General features: G+C 67.7%; 12 protein-coding genes. 6 read left to right on the top strand and 6 right to left on the bottom strand.

All coding sequences use genetic code 11. The features are described 5' to 3' along the window. The first annotated feature begins 141 nt into the window (after positions 1-141). The 3 genes from RU01_RS13940 to RU01_RS13930 are packed head-to-tail and all read left to right on the top strand — an operon-like array spanning position 142 to position 2,772. On the top strand, positions 142-1,692 hold the full coding sequence (locus tag RU01_RS13940; protein WP_042575162.1) for an adenylate/guanylate cyclase domain-containing protein: 1,551 nt from the start codon (positions 142-144) through the stop codon (positions 1,690-1,692). Between the two features lie 31 nt (positions 1,693-1,723). After that, entirely contained in the window at positions 1,724-2,428 is a 705-nt protein-coding gene (gene nucS / locus RU01_RS13935) for an endonuclease NucS (RefSeq protein WP_042575161.1), read from the top strand. 23 nt (positions 2,429-2,451) lie between these two features. Beyond that, positions 2,452-2,772 (top strand): hypothetical protein, encoded by a 321-nt coding sequence (locus RU01_RS13930; protein ID WP_042575160.1) that lies wholly within the window; start codon positions 2,452-2,454, stop codon positions 2,770-2,772. Between the two features lie 11 nt (positions 2,773-2,783). On the opposite strand, the gene RU01_RS13925 is transcribed toward RU01_RS13930, so the two are convergent. Further along, the gene (locus RU01_RS13925) at positions 2,784-3,722 is read right to left on the bottom strand and encodes a hypothetical protein (RefSeq protein WP_042575159.1); all 939 of its coding nucleotides are present in this window, start codon (positions 3,720-3,722) and stop codon (positions 2,784-2,786) included. 70 nt (positions 3,723-3,792) lie between these two features. Then, complete coding sequence (gene mce / locus RU01_RS13920; protein ID WP_042575158.1) at positions 3,793-4,266, bottom strand: methylmalonyl-CoA epimerase; 474 nt, start codon at positions 4,264-4,266, stop codon at positions 3,793-3,795. Positions 4,267-4,374: 108 nt separating this feature from the next. Here mce and RU01_RS13915 point away from each other — a divergent pair, with 108 nt between their 5' ends. Together RU01_RS13915 and RU01_RS13910 are read left to right on the top strand one after the other, a co-directional pair. Then, a complete protein-coding gene (locus tag RU01_RS13915) occupies positions 4,375-4,767 on the top strand; it encodes a DUF3817 domain-containing protein (RefSeq protein WP_082043113.1) in 393 nt (130 codons plus the stop codon). A gap of 69 nt (positions 4,768-4,836) precedes the next feature. Then, on the top strand, positions 4,837-5,718 hold the full coding sequence (locus RU01_RS13910; protein ID WP_042575157.1) for a tetratricopeptide repeat protein: 882 nt from the start codon (positions 4,837-4,839) through the stop codon (positions 5,716-5,718). A 10-nt stretch (positions 5,719-5,728) separates the two neighbouring features. On the opposite strand, the gene RU01_RS13905 is transcribed toward RU01_RS13910, so the two are convergent. From RU01_RS13905 to RU01_RS13895, 3 genes are read right to left on the bottom strand one after another with little or no spacing between them, the layout of a single operon-like run. Beyond that, the gene (locus RU01_RS13905; protein WP_231568718.1) at positions 5,729-7,225 is read right to left on the bottom strand and encodes a metallopeptidase; all 1,497 of its coding nucleotides are present in this window, start codon (positions 7,223-7,225) and stop codon (positions 5,729-5,731) included. Then, positions 7,222-9,438 carry a 1,4-alpha-glucan branching protein GlgB gene (glgB, locus tag RU01_RS13900; RefSeq protein WP_042575156.1) on the bottom strand — a complete coding sequence of 739 codons (2,217 nt, stop codon included), beginning with the start codon at positions 9,436-9,438 and terminating at the stop codon, positions 7,222-7,224. Before glgB ends, RU01_RS13905 begins: the two co-directional genes overlap by 4 nt. Next, complete coding sequence (locus RU01_RS13895) at positions 9,435-11,441, bottom strand: maltotransferase domain-containing protein (protein WP_042575155.1); 2,007 nt, start codon at positions 11,439-11,441, stop codon at positions 9,435-9,437. Before RU01_RS13895 ends, glgB begins: the two co-directional genes overlap by 4 nt. 232 nt (positions 11,442-11,673) lie before the next feature. Between RU01_RS13895 and glgP the strand changes: the two genes are divergently transcribed. Further along, positions 11,674-14,250: an alpha-glucan family phosphorylase gene (gene glgP / locus RU01_RS13890; protein ID WP_042575154.1), complete on the top strand. Its 2,577-nt coding sequence runs from the start codon at positions 11,674-11,676 to the stop codon at positions 14,248-14,250. 1 nt (position 14,251) lies between these two features. Here the strand turns inward: glgP and RU01_RS13885 are convergent, their stop codons facing one another. Then, positions 14,252-16,321, bottom strand: a complete 2,070-nt coding sequence (locus tag RU01_RS13885; RefSeq protein WP_042575153.1) for an ATP-dependent DNA helicase — start codon at positions 16,319-16,321, stop codon at positions 14,252-14,254. Positions 16,322-16,336: the final 15 nt, after the last annotated feature.

Genomic DNA, 16,336 nt, shown 5'->3' with positions numbered 1-16,336 from the left:
GACACCGCCGAACAACCCTTCACAGAAAGCCCCCCGACCACAGGTCGGGGGGCTTTCTGCATTCACGGGTACGGGTGTCCGGACACAGTCCGATCAAGCAGAGTTCCGTCGTGTTCGCGCCGGGATAGTCTCTTACCCATAATGCCGCAGAAACCACGACGCTCGATATCACCCCTCGGTTCCCCGCTGCTCGGGCACACCGAGGAATCCCCGCGTCGCCGGCGTATCCGGGTGCAAGTTTTGCTCACTGTCTTCCTGCTGGGCGCCAACGCAATCGGTGCCGTCATCGTCGGCGCTCTCATCAGCGTGGTCGTGCCGGGACCAGATGTGGTCACACCGCGCGAGTACTGGTGGGTCAACTTCATTCTGATCCCGTGTTACCTGGTGGTGGCGTTCGTCATCGGGGTGGTCTGGGGAACCAAGCGCACTGTCAACGGGCTTCGCTGGGCCATCGAGGATCGTGTTCCCACGCGCAAGGAGCAGAAGCGCACGCTGGCGATGCCGTGGCGGCTCACCCGGTTGCAGATCGGTTTGTGGATCGCGGGGCTCGCGATCGTGACGACGGCCGACGGCATCATCGATCCGAACTCCATTCCCAAGGTCGCCTTCACCATCGCGTTCGGTGGTGCGACCGTGTGTGCGTTCAGCTACCTCCTCACCGAGTTCGCGCTACGCCCTGCCGCGGCGCGTGCGCTCGAGGCCGGCGATCTCCGTCGCATCCGCCTCGCGGGCGTCATGGGCCGATCGCTGCTGTCCTGGCTTCTGGGTACCGGTGTCCCCGTGGCTGGTCTGATGGTGATCGCGATCGCGTCCTTCATCCGTGACGACACCACGGCCGATCAGTTCGCCGTCGCGATCCTGTCGCTCGGCGGGATCACGTTCCTGTTCGGCTTCGCACTGACACTGCTCGGCGGCCTGGCGACGACGGCGCCCATCGACAACGTGCGCTCGGCGATGGTCGAGGTCGAACGGGGCAACCTCGACGCTCGGGTGTCCGTGTACGACGGCACGGAACTCGGAGAACTGCAGAGCGGTTTCAACCGGATGGCCGAGGGGCTCGCGGAACGCGACAAGATTCGGGACCTCTTCGGCCGCCATGTCGGCATGGAGGTCGCGGAGGCGGCGCTCAAGAGCAATCCGGAGCTCGGCGGGGAGGAGCGGGACATCGCCGTCTTCTTCATCGATCTGATCGGATCCACCGAGCTGGCGTCGTCGCAGCCGCCGGCTCAGGTCGTCGACCTGCTGAACCGCTTCTTCGACGTCGTAGTCGACGAGGTGGACAAGCACCACGGGTTCGTCAACAAGTTCGAGGGTGATGCGGCACTGGCAATCTTCGGTGCACCCGGTGATCTCGACGATCACTGCGGGGAGGCACTGAACGCGGCACGCGCCATCATGCGGCGCCTCGAGCTCGAGGTCCCGGATTGCCAAGCAGCCATCGGTATCGCGTCGGGCCGTGCAGTGGCGGGCAACATCGGCGCGAAGCAGCGGTTCGAGTACACGGTCATCGGTGATCCGGTGAACGAGGCTGCACGACTGTCCGAGCTCGCCAAGACCGCGGACGGACGTCTGGTGGCGTCGGCACGCACGGTGGAGCACGCACACGACCAGTCGAGTGAGGAGTGGTCGTTCGGCAAGAGCGTGACCCTGAGGGGGCGGTCGGAGGAGACGCAGCTCGCGACCCCTGCCTGACTCTGCCCAACCCGGTCGATAGGGTTGGCCCGTGCGTCTGGTCATTGCTCGGTGTCAGGTCGATTACGTCGGCCGCTTGACGGCCCATCTGCCGTGGGCGAAGCGTCTGCTACTCGTCAAGTCCGACGGATCGGTGAGCGTCCACGCGGACGATCGGGCCTACAAGCCGCTGAACTGGATGACGCCGCCGTGCTGGTTGGTCGAGAACCCCGCCGAGGCGCTCCCCGCGGACGGCGACGTCGTTCCGGCGGATCGGCAGCTGTGGGTCGTGACCAACAAGGCCGGTGAAGAACTGCGCATCACCATCGAGGACATCGAGCTCGACACCAGCCACGAGCTCGGAATCGATCCCGGCTTGACCAAGGACGGCGTCGAGTCGCATCTTCAGGAGTTGCTCGCCGAGCACGTGCACACCCTCGGAGACGGATACACGCTGGTGCGCCGGGAGTACCCGACGGCGATCGGCCCCGTGGACCTGCTGTGTCGCGCGGAGGACGGTGCGACGGTCGCGGTGGAGATCAAGCGTCGAGGCGACATCGACGGTGTCGAGCAGCTGACCCGCTATCTCGAACTGTTGAACCGCGATCCGCTGCTCGCCCCGGTACGGGGCGTGTTCGCGGCCCAGCAGATCAAGCCGCAGGCGAAGACGCTCGCGCACGACCGCGGGATCCGTTGCCTCACATTGGATTACGATTCGCTACGCGGTATCGAGTCGTCCGACTTCAGATTGTTCTGACACGGTCGCCTACGATCGGGGCTGTGCCGCGGCGTAACAATCAGCGAACCGGCCGCTCGGGACGGGCGGACCGGCCTGCTCCGACGTTCGGGAACTCGACTGCCCGCAGGGAGGCCGGGCCCGCGTTCGACGGCGACGAGGAGTACATAGTCCGTCCCGTCCCCGGCGCGCGAGCCACCAAGCACTACCGTTGCCCCGGATGCGACCAGGAGATCTTTCCCGGTGTCGCGCACGTCGTGGTGTGGCCGTCCGATCGCATCGGGGGAGCGGACGACCGTCGACACTGGCACACGGGCTGCTGGTCCGGCCGCAGGACCAGAGGCCTCACTCGCCGCTGGTCCTGACCCCGCCCTGCTTACGTGGCGTCGACGGACGTGTCCGAGTCCTCGTCGTCCAGCAGGGTCTCGTCGATCTCGAGGTCGTCCGGGGCGAGAGGCGCGTCCAGCAGTTCGCTCTCGCGGTTGACCGACGCCAGCATGGCCGGCACGGAATCCAGCTGCCCGCGGATCCCCAACAACTGCGCCAGGACTCGGCCACGCAGAACCCGGAGTTCCTCGGCCAGTTCCTTCGCGTGTGCGATACGACGCTCGGACTGCTCGGTGGCGGCCTGCAGTCGACGCTTGGCCTCCGCGGTGGCGTCGGCAAGCCTGCGCTCGGCCTCCGCCTTGGAATCGGCCTCGAGCTCGTTGACGGCGTTCATCACCTTGGTGCGGCGATCGACCATGGTGATCTCGAAGTCTTCCTGCGCTGCGGCCCGCTTCTTCTCGGCCTCGGCGGCCAGGCGATCGCGCTCCGCCTGGGCTTCTTCGATGATGCGCGCGGCCGTGGTGCGAGCCTCGGCCAGCGTCTGTTCCTGCTCGGTCTCGAGCGCGGACCGTCGGTCCTTCAGCTCGGCGACCAGGCCCTCGTACTCCCCGCGCATACGCGCCGCGTCCTGCTCGGCGATGGACACGGTCTCGGCTGCTTCGGCCTCGGCCTTGGCGCGAACCTCGGAGGCCTCGTCGGAGGCGAGGCGCAGCATCCTGGAGATGCGATCGCTCATGCCCTCCGCGGTGGTGGGGGGAACGGACAGACGGTCGATGTCCTTACGGAGATCGTCGATGTCGTCGCGAGCGTCTTCGAGCTGGACCGCGAGATCGCGGGCCTGAGCCGCTGCGGCATCCCTGTCGGTGGAGATCACCCGGAGTTCGGCGTCGAACCTCTCGAAATACCGCTGGACCTCGTCTTTGTCATATCCCTTGCGGGCGATGCTGAAAGGCAGGGAGCTGCTACCGGTGACGTTCTCTGGGGCCATGGGCACAACTTACCGTCACGCGCCCCGTTATTGCTGTCGGGTCGTCGACCAGCTGTCCGAGATACGCGGGTCAGTGTGCGGCAGGTTCGACCAGTTCCACCAGCACACCGCCGGCATCCTTGGGATGGACGAAGTTGATGCGCGAGTCGGCAGTGCCTCGACGGGGAGCGTCGTACAGCAGCCGCGCGCCGCGGTCGCGCAGGAACGTTGCGACTTCCTCCACGTCCTTCACCCGGAAGGCGAGCTGCTGGAGTCCCGGACCGTTGCGGTCGAGGAACTTCGCGATGGTCGACGACTCGTCGAGGGGCGCGAGCAGCTGGATCTGAGCGGCGCCGCTGTCGGCTCCCGGCACGGAGATCATGGCCTCGACGACGCCCTGGCTCTCGTTGACCTCACGGTGGGTCACGGTCATGCCGAAATGCGAACGGTAGAACTCGATGGCTGCGTCGAGATCCGGGACCGCGATACCGACGTGATCGATGGCGGTGACCAGACCGGCCGACACCGCATCCGCCGTGGCCGTGGTCTCCTGGGTGCTCGTCATGCTTTGACGTTAGACCTTTTCGGGCCGGGTGTATCGGTGGTGTGAGTCACAATCGAAGCCCGGTTCCGTTGGTGACAGCCCAGTGAGGACCTACGGCAGAATAGGGGCATGGCCGACAACCGTGTTTCCAGCACCGACATCCCCGCGACCGGTCCGGCGGTCGCTCCACCGATCGTCCGGTGGTTCCGGATCGTGGCGATCGCCGAGGCGATCACCTGGGTCGCGCTGCTGATCGGGATGGCCGTGAAGTACGTGCCGGACCCGAACATCGACAGTGGTGTCCGTATCCCCGGCATGCTGCACGGTGCCGTCTTCGTGCTGTACCTCGTCGTGACCGTCCTGACGGCACTGGCTCTGCGCTGGAGCAAGGGCCTGACGGTCGTGGCCCTGCTCGCCAGCATCCCGCCCTTCGGGACCATCATCTTCGAGGTGTGGGCGTCGCGGACCGGACGGCTGGTCCGTACCGCTGTGCCCGCATCACCACAGCGCGTCGACAAGTGACAAAATAGCGGCGTGACTCGACCCGGATCTCGTCCCCCAGTACGCCCGTCCGCCGCTGCGGCCGCCGCCATGTCCGGAGCCGTCGACCTGTCCGCGCTCAAGGCCAAGGCGCAGGCTGCCGCAGGCCCTCCGCCTCCGACCGCCGAGAACGGTCTGGCAGTGTCCATCACGGTCACCGAGCTGGACTTCGAGGCCGAAGTGCTCGTGCGGTCCAACCAGGTTCCGGTGATCGTCAACCTGCTCTCGCCGCGCTCCCCGCAGTCGCTCCAGCTCACCACCTCGCTCGAGGCCCTCGCTGTCGAGGGCAACGGTGAGTGGGTGCTGGCGAACGTGGACGTCGACGTCAATCCGCGCATCGCGCAGGCTTTCGGGGTCCAGGCAATCCCCACCCTTGTCGCCGTGGCTGCCGGGCAGCCGCTCGCCGATCTCCAGGGTCTGCAGCCGGAAGAGAGTTTGCGGGAATGGCTCGCGGCCATCGCCCGCGCCGTGGAGGGCAAACTGACCGGACCGACGGGAGCCGACGGCCCCGCGCCCGAGCCCGAGGACCCGCGTTTCGACGCGGCCGAGAACGCTCTCGCCGACGGGGATCTCGTTGCGGCCGAGGCTGCGTTCCAGGACATCGTCGATGCCGAGCCGGCCAACAAGCAGGCGCTGAACGGTGTCCGACAGGTTCGGTTCCTCGCCCGCATCCAGGATCTGCCCGAGGGCGTCCTGGAGAAAGCGGATGCGGCTCCCGACGACGTCGACCTGGGTCTGCAGGCTGCCGATTCGTTGCTGTACCAGCAGCGGACCGAGGACGCGTTCGCTCGGGTCATCGCCCTCGTCGCCCGTACACGCGAGGACGACCGTGCCCGCGCACGGGCCCGGCTTCTGGAATTGTTCGAGCTGTTCGACCCGGCGGATCCGCTGGTGGTCGCTGCACGACGCAAGCTTGCGACGGCTCTCTACTGACCGGTTCTCGTCAGCGGTAGCGCCCGTCGCACGCGTCCTTGCCGCCGAGGACTCCCCAGCGGAACGCGTCGACACGCGAGAAGCCGCTGGGGACCGTGCGACCGTCGACGTCACTCGCCGCGAGTCCGTCCGACAGCAGTCCGGACACCGCCTCGTCCAAGTCGCCGGGGGAGAGCGTGACCGCCAGTCCGGCCGCGACGGTCGGATCCGTCGGGCTCAGCGCTGCCGTCACGGCGCCGGACAGGCAGGCCGACCGCAGGGCGGTGCGCGCATCGGTCAGGGAATGGCCGGCGTCCTTCTGGACCGCGAGGACGTAGCGGGAGACGAAGAGGACGTAGGCGCCGTAATCGCCGGTGACGTCCACCGGCACGACAGCGTCGTCGCTCATCTCGGTGGGACGTCCACGATCTGCCAGGGCATTGACGGAGATGCCGATTATGTCCGTGGACGGGCAGTACGACACCGGTTCGGTGGTGTCCGCGTCGGGACATCCGGTGTCCGCACCCGAGTAGTCCACCGTCGGAGGTGAATCCGTCGGCATGACCTGTTCGAAGGTCTTCGCGAACTGCTCGAGCGTGTCGCGCGTCACCGGGAGCTCACCGGTATCGAGTGGGCTGTCGAACTGTCGCGGCAGAGTCGAGCGCCGCGATTCGACCTCCTTCTCGTCGATTCGCGTGCACGATTCGGCGCCGTCGGTGAACCCGATCTGAGCGGCGGTGACGCGCTCGAAGGCGGACCCGTGCACGGAATCCGGATCGTTCGGATCCACGTCCCGCACCGCGACGGTTGCGGCGAGGACGTCGTTCAGTCCGTCCGAGGTGTTCAGCGTGAAGTGAGTCGAGTCGCCCTCGGCGACGTGCCTCATGAAGGCGCCGGCGAAGCAGTCGGCCTGCTGCTCGGCGACGATCGTGGGATCGTCGTCGCCGATCAGTCCGGATTGCGTCTGCACGGCGTGTCCGTACTCGTGCGCCAACACCATGACGACCGACATGGGGCCGAAGGCGTCGACCATCGCGGGCATCAGGACGCCGCGGTCCCAGCCGATGCTGTCGTCGAGGGAGCAGTACCCCGCGTTGGCGAGCCCGTCCGTCGTCTCGTCGCAGAAGATCGGACCCTCGCCGGGTTCGTCGGACGAGTCCCACGACACCAGTGACCGGATGGGCTGGAACGATCCGCGGAACAGCGTCGAATAGGTCGTGCGCCAGAACTTCTGGATGTCGTCCACTGCATCGGCGGCCAGAAGGTCGGTCTCGGTTCCGGCGAAGCCGACGACGTCGAGTTGGGCGTGACCGACACCGGGACGAGGACCGGAGGGACCGTCCGTGACCGGCAGGCCCGCCACGGTGAAGGGGTCGTCGTAGATGGAGACGGCGGTGCCGTCGATCACGGACCCGCACGAGGACAGGACCGTGACCGCGGCCAGCGCGAGGAGGCTCGCGGAACCGAAGGTGCGGAGAGGCCCGCGGCGAGTCGATCCATCGATATCGACGCGAGCCCCGACCATCATCTCTCCAGTCTGAGCCAGATCGCTCCGTAAGGCGGCAGGGCGACGCGGGCGGATGCCGGTCGACCGTGCCATGAATGCTCCGTTGCCGTCACCTCGCCGAGGTTGCCGACTCCCGAACCGCCGTAGACCTCCGCGTCGGTGTTCAGGATCTCGACCCAGCGACCCGGCTCGGGTAATCCGACACGATAGTCGCCCTTGGGTGAGCCGGAGAAGTTGAACAGGCACGCACTGACGGATCCGTCGTCGCCGTAGCGCAGGAAGCTCAGCACGTTGTTCGCCGTGTCGTTCGCGTCGATCCACGAGAATCCGTCGGGGGAGCCGTCCTGCGTCCAGAACTCCGGCCCGGCGACGTAGGTGCGGTTGAGGTCACCGACGAGCTGCTGCACACCGCGGTGCAGTGCGCCGACGCCGTCGTCACCGATTTCCCACCAGTCGAGCCCGCGTTCGTCCGACCACTCGGCCGTCTGCCCGAACTCCTGGCCCATGAACAGCAACTGCTTGCCCGGGTGAGCCCACATGTACGCGAGCATTCCGCGCAGTCCTGCGGCCTTCGCCCAGTCGTCGCCCGGCATCCGGGACCACAGAGTGCCCTTGCCGTGGACGACCTCGTCGTGGCTGATGGGAAGGACGAAGTTCTCGCTCCATGCGTAGACCAGGGAGAACGTGACCTCGTGATGGTGGTACGCGCGGTGGATGGGGTCGCGCCCGACGTAGCCGAGCGTGTCGTGCATCCAGCCCATGTTCCACTTCATGCTGAAGCCGAGTCCGCCGACGCTGGTGGGCCGGGTGACACCGGGCCACGACGTCGACTCCTCCGCCACGGTGACGACACCGCGGTGGAGCTTGTGGACGGTGGCATTCATCTCCTGCAGGAACGCCACGGCCTCGAGGTTCTCGCGACCGCCGTAGATGTTCGGCGACCATCCGCCCTCGGGGCGCGAGTAGTCGAGGTAGAGCATCGAGGCGACCGCGTCGACACGGAGTCCGTCGATGTGGAACTCGTCGATCCAGTAGAGGGCGTTCGCGACGAGGAAGTTGCGCACCTCGGTGCGGCCGAAGTCGAAGACGTAGGTGCCCCAGTCCAACTGCTCGCCGCGCTGCGGGTCGCCGTGCTCGTAGAGGGGAGAGCCGTCGAACCGTGCGAGGGCCCAGTCGTCCTTCGGGAAGTGCGCGGGAACCCAGTCGACGATGACGCCGATGCCGTCGCGGTGCAACAGGTCGACGAAGGCACGGAAGTCGTCGGGGGAACCGAACCGCGACGTCGGAGCGTAGTACGACGTCACCTGGTAGCCCCACGATCCGCCGAACGGGTGCTCGGCGACCGGGAGGAGCTCGACGTGCGTGAAGCCCGTCTCGCGGACGTGAGCCGAGAGTTGCTCCGCCAGTTCCTGGTAGTTCAGGCCGGGACGCCACGACGCGAGGTGCACCTCGTACACGCTCATCGGGGCGCGGTGAGGTTCGAGTTCGGCTCGCGCGGTGATCCACTCGTCGTCGTTCCACTCGTAGGTGGAGTGGTTGACGACCGACGCGGTGGACGGCGGAACCTCGGTGGCGAATGCCATCGGGTCGGCCTTGTCCTTCACGGACCCGTCCTTGCCGTGCACGCGGAACTTGTACAGCGTGCCCGCGCCGATGTCGGGAACGAACAGCTCCCACACACCGGTGGTGCCGAGAACTCGCATGGGCCAGGTCTGCCCGCCCCAGCCGTCGAATTCGCCGACGACGGTGACGCCCACGGCGCCGGGCGCCCAGACGGCGAACGACGTTCCGGTGACGGTGCCGTCCGGCGTGGTGTAGCTGCGGGTGTGCGCGCCGAGGATGTCCCACAACCGCTCGTGACGGCCTTCGCCGAAGAGATGCAGATCGAGTTCCCCGAGCGTGGGCAGGAACCGGTATCCGTCAGCGACGGTGACGGTATGGCCACCCGGGTATTCCACGCGCAGACGGTAGTCCGCGAGATCCTCGACCGGCACCTCGGCGGAGAACACACCGTGGGCGACGTGGGAGAGCTCGTATTCCTTCCCGCCGATGAGGGCGGTGACGCTGAGAGCGTTGGGCCGCAGGCTGCGGATGGCGGTCCCGCCCGGCACCGGGTGCGCACCCAGCACGGAGTGCGGATCGTGGTGGTGGCCGCGTGCGAGCAGCGACAGGTCGTTGCCGCTCGGTGCGGCGAGCGTGTCGGACCCCGAACCGGGGGAGGTGCGTTCCGTCATGACTGTTCCTTCCGGAAAGCGAGTTCGGTGCGGAGTGAGTACGGGACGGGCGGAAGCGCCAGGATGTGCGCTACCGAGCGCCACGGCTCGAGCTTGACGTAGTTCGCCTGACCCCACTGGAATTGTTGGCCGCTGACCTCGTCGGTGACGGTCAGGTGCTCCTGCCAATCGCGTCCGATTGCCGGCATGTCGATCCAGACGGTGCCTTCCTCGGCGCCGAACGGGTTCAGGTTGATCACGACCAGCACGGCGTCGCCGGTGACCGGATCGAACTTCGAGTACGCGATCAGCGCATCGTTGTCGATGCTGTGGAAATGGATGTTGCGCAGTTGCTGCAGGGCCGGGTGCGCCTTGCGGATCGCGTTCAACGTGGTCAACCACGGCTCGAGAGATTCTCCGCGTGCGCGGGCTCCCTCGAAATCGCGGGGACGGAGCTCGAACTTCTCGGTGTCGAGATACTCCTCGCTGCCCTCGCGGACCGGAACATGTTCGTAGAGTTCGTAACCCGAGTAGACACCCCACGTCGGCGACAGCGTCGCGGCCAGGGCTGCCCGCAGCGCGAACATTCCGGGTCCACCCGTCTGCAGGCTCTCGTGCAGGATGTCCGGAGTGTTGACGAAGAGGTTCGGACGCCCGAGATCGGCCTTCGCGGCGATCTCCTGACCGAACTCGGTCAGTTCCCACTTGGCCACACGCCACGTGAAGTACGTGTAGGACTGCGTGAATCCGCGTCGGGCGAGCCCGTACAGGCGAGCGGGACGCGTGAACGCCTCGGCGAGGAAGAGGACCTCGGGGTCGGTCTTCTTCACCTCGGCGATCAACCACTCCCAGAAGTCCGGCGGCTTGGTGTGCGGGTTGTCGACCCGGAAGATCTTGACTCCCTGGCTGATCCAGAATCTGACGACGCGCAGCACCTCCGCGTAGATGCCCTTGCGATCGTTGTCGAAGTTGACCGGGTAAATGTCCTGGTACTTCTTCGGCGGGTTCTCGGCGTAGGCGATGGTGCCGTCGGGGAGAACGGTGAACCAGTCCGGATGAGCCTTCGCCCACGGATGGTCCGGTGCGCACTGCAGCGCCAGGTCGAGCGCGACCTCGAGGCCGAGCTTGCGTGCGGCCGTCACCAGAGCGCGGAACTCCTTGACCGTGCCGAGCTCCGGGTGCACCGCGTCGTGCCCGCCCTCGGAGGCGCCGATGGCCCACGGCGAGCCCACGTCGGTCGGGCCGGGGGTCAGAGTGTTGTTGCGGCCCTTGCGGTTCACTCTGCCGATCGGATGGATCGGCGGGAAGTACACGACGTCGAAGCCCATCGCCGCGACGCGGGGGAGTGCGCCGATCGTGGTCTCGAACGTGCCGTGTCGCGGAGTGCCGTCGTCGTTCCACCCGCCGGTCGAGCGGGGGAACAGTTCGTACCAGGAGCCGACCAGCGCCGCGCGCCGGTCGACCCACACGTTGATGGCCTCGCCGCGCGTCACCAGCTCGCGCAGAGGCTTCGCGTGCAGAAGCTCGCGCACCTCGGTGGTGAACGCCGGGGACACCCGCGACGGCAGCGGCGCGTCACTACGGAGCGCCGCGACGACGTTCTCGAGGAGGGGCTTGTCGGCCCGGTCCACGTTCTTGGTCGCGCGCTCGAACAGGCGTGCCCCGGTCTCGAGATCGTTGGCCAGTTCCGCCGGCCCCTGGCCGACGCCGAGCTTGGCCTCGACCGCGTGCATCCAGGTGGCGATGGGATCGCCCCACCCCTCGACGCGTGCGATCCAGAAACCTTCGGTGTCCGGAGTGAAGACTCCGTGGAAGATGTCGGGCTGTTCACCGGGAGTCATCGGGATGTGAACCGATTTACCCTGGCCGGGCCCGCGGACCGCCAACGTCGCGTTGACGGCGTCGTGTCCCTCCCGCCACACCGCGGCGGTGATCGGGAAAGTTTCTCCCACAACGGCCTTGGCGGGATATTTACCGGACGATGTGTTGGGTAGTACGTCGTCGATGCCGATACGGCCTGTCACCGAAGCCCCTTTTCTGCTGGTTGTCGCCAGTTCTATGGTGTCGGGCTGAGCCTGAAGTTCAACCGTAGACGAACCGGCTCGGTCTTTCTCGGAACCGACCGAGAGCACGACCGCGACCCGACGTGAGGGCACGGAGCATCCTCGGATCTCTCGTGCGTGATGTACCCGCACGGCAGTTCTGCAAACGCTTTTCCGGCGTGCGCGAGCTCTCCCGGCAGTAGTCTTCGGAATCGTGAAAGCCCTCCGCAGGTTCACCGTCCGCGCACAACTCCCGCCTCGTCTGTCCGGGCTGGCCGAATTGTCCGTCAACCTGCGATGGTCGTGGCACCCGCCGACGCTGGAGCTCTTCGAGAGCATCGATCCCGAGCTGTGGGTCAGCGGTGACCGCGACCCCGTCCGCATGCTCGGTGAGGTGCAGGCCTCGCGTCTGCAGGCACTGGCCGAGGACGACGAGTTCGTCCGGCGGGTCGACGACCTGGTCGACGACCTGCACCTCTACCTCGCGCAGCCGCGGTGGTTCCAGAAGCAGGTCGACGCGGGCGAGGACCTCCCCGTCGGGATCGCCTACTTCTCGATGGAGTTCGGTGTCTCGGAGGTGCTGCCCAACTACTCGGGCGGCCTGGGAATCCTGGCCGGCGACCACCTCAAGGCCGCGTCCGACCTGGGCTTGCCGCTCATCGGCGTCGGCCTGCTCTACCGGTCCGGCTATTTCCGCCAGTCGCTGACCGCGGACGGTTGGCAGGCCGAGCGGTACCCGTCGCTCGACCCTCAGGGGCTCCCGCTGCGGTTGCTCACCGACGAGTCCGATGCCGCCGTCCTGGTCCACGTAGCCATGCCCGGCGGTCGTGTGTTGCGCGCGCGCATCTGGATTGCGCAGATCGGCCGTGTTCCGCTGCTGCTGCTCGACTCGGACATCGCCGACAACGACCCGGAACTGCGCGGCGTGACGGACCGCTTGTACGGCGGCGACCAGGATCACCGCGTCAAGCAGGAAATTCTCGCAGGTGTCGGCGGAGTCCGGGCCGTGCGCGCCTACACCGAGTACCACTCGCTTCCGGCGCCGAGCGTCTTCCACATGAACGAAGGTCACGCCGGTTTCCTGGGTCTCGAACGCATCCGCGAGCTGCACGTCGACGGCCTCGACTTCGACGCCGCGCTGGCGGCGGTGCGAGCCTCCACGGTCTTCACCACCCACACGCCCGTTCCCGCCGGCATCGACCGGTTCCCGGCGGATCTGGTCCGGCTGTACTTCGGGGACGGCACCGCCGACTCCTCGCTTCTGCCGGGTATCGAGATGGAACGCATCCTCGAGCTGGGCCGTGAGAGCGACCCGACCGTGTTCAACATGGCGCACATGGGTCTGCGATCGGCGCAGCGCGCCAACGGTGTGTCCAAGCTGCACGGCATCGTCAGTCGAGGCATGTTCGACGAGCTGTGGCCGGGCTTCGACTCGTCCGACGTCCCCATCGGCTCGGTCACCAACGGTGTCCACGCGCCGACATGGGCGTCGCCGCGCTGGCTCGACCTCGCGAAGCGGACCGTCGGATCCGACAGCATGGAGGAAGCGCGCGGGTGGGAGCAGCTCGCCGACGTTCCCGCCACCGAACTGTGGGAGACGCGCTCGGCTCTGCGCGCCGAGCTGGTGACGGAAGTGCGTCGGCGCGTGCGCAATTCGAGCCTCGAACGCGGATCGACGGACGCCGAACTGGCGTGGACGGACGACGTGTTCGACCCGAACGTGCTCACCGTGGGCTTCGCCCGCCGCGTGCCGACGTACAAGCGGCTGACCTTGATGCTGCGTCAACCCGAACGTCTGCGCGCGATGCTGCTCGACCCCGACCGTCCCGTGCAGTTGGTCGTCGCCGGCAAGTCCCACCCGGCCGACGACGGCGGCAAAGCGCTGATCCAGCAGATCGTGCGTTTCGCCGACCAGCACGACGTGCGGCACCGCATCGTGTTCCTCCCGGACTACGACATGTCGATGGCCCGCTACCTCTACTGGGGCTGCGACGTCTGGCTCAACAACCCGCTCCGTCCTCTCGAGGCCTGCGGCACATCCGGCATGAAGTCCGCGCTCAACGGTGGACTCAATTTGTCCATCCGCGACGGGTGGTGGGACGAGATGTACGACGGCGAGAACGGCTGGGCCATCCCCACCGCCGACGGCATCGTGGACGAGAACAGGCGTGACGATCTCGAAGCGGCGGCGCTGTACGAACTGCTCGAGAAGTCGGTGCTGCCGAAGTTCTACGACCGCGGCGCCGACGGCCTGCCGGCTCGCTGGGTCGAGATGGTGCGGCACACCCTGACAACGCTGGGTCCGAAGGTGTTGGCGTCCAGGATGGTTCGCGACTACACGGCGCAGTACTACGGTCCGGCCGCCCGGGCGGGAGCCGCCGTGATCACCGACGACTACGCCGGAGCGAAGGCACTGGCCGAATACCGCCGACGCGTCGACTCCGCCTGGTCGGACATCACGGTGACCGACGTGGACGCCGACGGGTTGCCCGACACGCCGGTACTCGGATCGTCGCTGACCCTGTCGGCCACGGTCGCTCTCGGTGGGCTCAGTTCCTCGGATGTGTCCGTGCAGGCAGTGTTCGGCCACGTCGATCAGGACGAGCAACTCCGCGACGTGGTCAGCGTTCCGATGACGCACGAAGGAGGAGCGTCGGGCGGAGAACGGTTCACCGTGACGACGACGCTTCCGCTGTCCGGGTCGGTGGGCTACACCGTGCGGGTGCTGCCCCACCACGCGCTGCTCGCGGGAGATGCCGAGTTGGGACGCGTCGCGGGACCGGTGGGCTGACTCAGGCCGGGTCGGCGGTGAGCCGGGTGAGCGCCTTGCGGACGATCTCCGGGTCGGTGGTCTCCCAGAACGGCGGCAGCGACGCCCGCAGGTAGCCGCCGTAGCGCGCTGTAGCGAGGCGGGAGTCGAGGACCGCGACGACACCCTTGTCGTCGACGCTGCGCAGAAGTCGGCCCACCCCCTGGGCGAGCAACAGAGCAGCGTGGTTGGCGGCGACGGCCAGGAAGCCGTTGCCGCCCCGCGACTCGACCGCGCGCTGGCGTGCGACCAGCAGCGGATCGTCGGGCCGGGGGAACGGGATGCGGTCGACGATCACCAGTGTCAGCGAGCGGCCCGGAACGTCGACGCCCTGCCACAACGACAGGGTGCCGAACAGCGATGTCGCCTCGTCCTTCGCGAACCTCTCGACCAGCGCGCCGGTGGCGTCGTCGCCCTGACACAGCACCGGGGTGTCGAGCCGTTCCCGCATCTCCGCGGCCGCGGCCTTGGCGGCGCGCATCGAGGAGAACAGTCCCAGCGTCCGACCGCCCGCCGCGGAGACCAGCCCGGCAATCTCGTCCAACTGGCTCGGCGACGTGCCGTCACGACCGGGGGCGGTCAGGTGCTTCGCGATGTAGAGGATTCCCGCCTTGCCGTGGTCGAAGGGCGAACCCACGTCGAGGGAGTTCCAGCGGAACGTGTCCGCGTCGGACGGCGCCTCGGACCCGGTGGCGAGGGCGGCGTCGACACGTGTGGGGTTGGCCGCCGGGAGTCCCCAGTTGACGGCGAGCCCGTCGAACGAGCCGCCGACGGTGAGCGTCGCGGACGTGAGGACCACGGTCGACTCCGCGAACAGGCGAGTCCGGAGCAGACCGCCCACCGACAGCGGCGCCACCCGCACCACCCGCTTGACGACGCCGCGGAACTCGTCGACCGACAGCCAGACCACGTCGCGGCGCTTGGCCGGGTCCGACTCCTCGAACGTCTCGAGGATGCGCACCGCGGTGTCGTGCACGTCGTCGATGGCCGCCAGCGCGGCCGTCCGTGCGGCGGCGGCGTCGGGATCGGCCGCGGCGGCGCCCTGCTTCGCCGGGCCGATCGCGGTACGGACGGCCCACGCCGCATCGCGGATGCTCGCGATGGTCTGGGAACCGCCGTGCGGCAACTCTTCCCAGCGTCCGCCGTCGAGCTCGTCGAGCAGTGCGGCGAACCCCTCGGCGGCGCCGGCGAGGCGGTCCAGGATCTCGTCCTCGACGAGCTTCCCGCATCGACGCATGGCCGCGCCCACCGCGGTGGCGGACATCTCGGCGGTGGCGGCGGAGGTCACGCGATCCACCAGTTCGTGGGCCTCGTCCACGACCACCACGTCGTGTTCCGGCAGGACGGCGATACCGGTGATCGCGTCGATGGCGAGCATCGCGTGGTTGGTGACGACGACGTCGGCTCGGCCGGCGTCGAGGCGCGCGATCTCGGCGAAGCAGTCCTCGCCGTACGGGCAGCGCGACTTGCCCAGGCATTCGCGTGAGGTCACGCTCATCTGCCGCCAGGCCTGATCGGACACGCCGGGGTTCAACTCGTCCCGGTCACCGGTCTCGGTGTCCGAGGACCACTCGGTGATGCGCTTGACCTCGCGGCCGAGTCGCGAGACGGCGAACGCGTCGAACAGCTCGTCCTCCGGCGCTTCGGACGGGGCGCCGTGCAGCTTGTTCAGGCACAGATAGTTGCCGCGCCCTTTGAGGATCGCGAACTTCGGCTCGTGAGAGAGCGCGGTGGTGAGGGCCTTCGACAGGCGAGGAAGGTCGCGGTCCACCAGCTGACGCTGGAGCGCGATCGTGGCCGTCGAGACCACGACGGTCTTGCCGGAGGTCACCGCGTGCCGGAGCGACGGGACCAGATAGGCCAGGGACTTGCCGGTGCCGGTGCCCGCCTGGACGGCGAGATGCTCGCCGGTGTCGATGCTGTGCGCCACCGCCGATGCCATGGTGAGCTGCGCCGTCCGCTCGGTGCCGCCGAGAGCGGTGACCGCGGTGCTCAGCAGACTGGGAACGGTGGGCAGATCAGACTTCGGGGATTTCGGGGACTTCGGCGGCACCGTGGAAGGCTACCG

The sequence above is a fragment of the Rhodococcus sp. MEB064 genome, assembly GCF_000834565.1.
Classification (GTDB): Bacteria; Actinomycetota; Actinomycetes; order Mycobacteriales; family Mycobacteriaceae; genus Rhodococcoides.
The sequence above is the reverse complement of the archived record's forward strand: the minus strand, read 5'-3'. Positions and strand labels throughout refer to the sequence as shown.

Bases quoted from the DNA above. Each gene is read 5' to 3' on its own strand.
- mce (WP_042575158.1), bottom strand. From the start codon at position 4,266: ATGACGAGCACCCAGGAGACCACGGCCACGGCGGATGCGGTGTCGGCC.
- RU01_RS13915 (WP_082043113.1), top strand. From the start codon at position 4,375: ATGGCCGACAACCGTGTTTCCAGCACCGACATCCCCGCGACCGGTCCG.
- RU01_RS13940 (WP_042575162.1), top strand. From the start codon at position 142: ATGCCGCAGAAACCACGACGCTCGATATCACCCCTCGGTTCCCCGCTG.
- glgB (WP_042575156.1), bottom strand. From the start codon at position 9,438: ATGACGGAACGCACCTCCCCCGGTTCGGGGTCCGACACGCTCGCCGCA.
- RU01_RS13925 (WP_042575159.1), bottom strand. From the start codon at position 3,722: ATGGCCCCAGAGAACGTCACCGGTAGCAGCTCCCTGCCTTTCAGCATC.
- RU01_RS13910 (WP_042575157.1), top strand. From the start codon at position 4,837: ATGTCCGGAGCCGTCGACCTGTCCGCGCTCAAGGCCAAGGCGCAGGCT.
- RU01_RS13905 (WP_231568718.1), bottom strand. From the start codon at position 7,225: ATGATGGTCGGGGCTCGCGTCGATATCGATGGATCGACTCGCCGCGGG.